2 protein-coding genes are annotated in these 819 nt (G+C 57.0%); both read right to left on the reverse strand.

Going from position 1 to position 819, the window contains the following annotated elements; all coding sequences use genetic code 11:
• Positions 1–140: 140 nt before the first annotated feature.
• A complete protein-coding gene (locus AC1DLB_RS31175) occupies positions 141–428 on the reverse strand; it encodes a PA4642 family protein (protein ID WP_018929588.1) in 288 nt (95 codons plus the stop codon).
• A gap of 63 nt (positions 429–491) precedes the next feature.
• Positions 492–819, reverse strand: a 328-nt coding sequence (locus tag AC1DLB_RS31180) for a hypothetical protein (RefSeq protein ID WP_477786424.1), incomplete at its 5' end; no start/stop codon positions are given.

Consider the following 819-nt stretch of genomic DNA (forward strand, 5'->3'; position numbering starts at 1 on the left):
GGGTGCTTGCTCCCGCTTGACCGGGCTGGCGCACCAGTGCGCAGCGCTCACAAAATCTCCGCCATTCGCAGCATTTTGGGGCCGCTTCGCAGCCCAACGGGAGCAAGCTCCCTCGCCACAAAATTCCAGTGTGCCTGACGTTAACCGCGAGCCTTGTCGATCAACTCGATGTACTCGGCCGCGTTACGTTGATCCTGAATCAGGGCCACGAAGTCATTGCCGTGCTCATCCTTGCCGTCCAGATCGTAGCCGGCTTCGACAAAGAACGTCAGAAAACGCTCGAAGTCATCGATGCGCAGACCGCGGTAGGCCTTGATCAGTTTGTGCAGCGACGGTGAAGTGGCGTCGACCGGCTCAAAATCGAGGAACAGTTTGATCTGCGCATCGCCGATCTCGTCACCAATCACTTGCTTCTTATCTTTACGCATTGCCGACTCCAGCTCGCAGACATTTCACAGGGCGGGCAGTTTACCCCTGCCTTGATGCCGGGCTCAACGCGGACGAACGCTGCCGGTGTGCAGATCGGCCCAGATATGGCCGTTGGCGTAACTCAGAAACTGGCAATACACCGTGTCGTTGCGCAGCAAGTCGATCACCACCCGGTACTGGGCCAACGGGTAATAGAGCGTTAGCGTTTTGCTTTTGTTGTCGTAGATCGGCTTTTTCAGGCTTTTGCTTTCGCCATCGAAGTTGACCATCACCTGGCTGATGGTCGCACCCTTGTTCAAGGGTTTGCCCTTGAGGCGGATCAGCAAGGGTGAGGTGACCGGGATCGGTTGTTGGTTGGACTGACGTTGGCTGCCGAGGACCACCGAATAC

The organism is Pseudomonas sp. 05N434 (assembly GCF_056396965.1).

Coding starts and splice junctions, on each gene's coding strand:
- AC1DLB_RS31175 (WP_018929588.1), bottom strand. CDS start 428: ATGCGTAAAGATAAGAAGCAAGTGATTGGTGACGAGATCGGCGATGCG.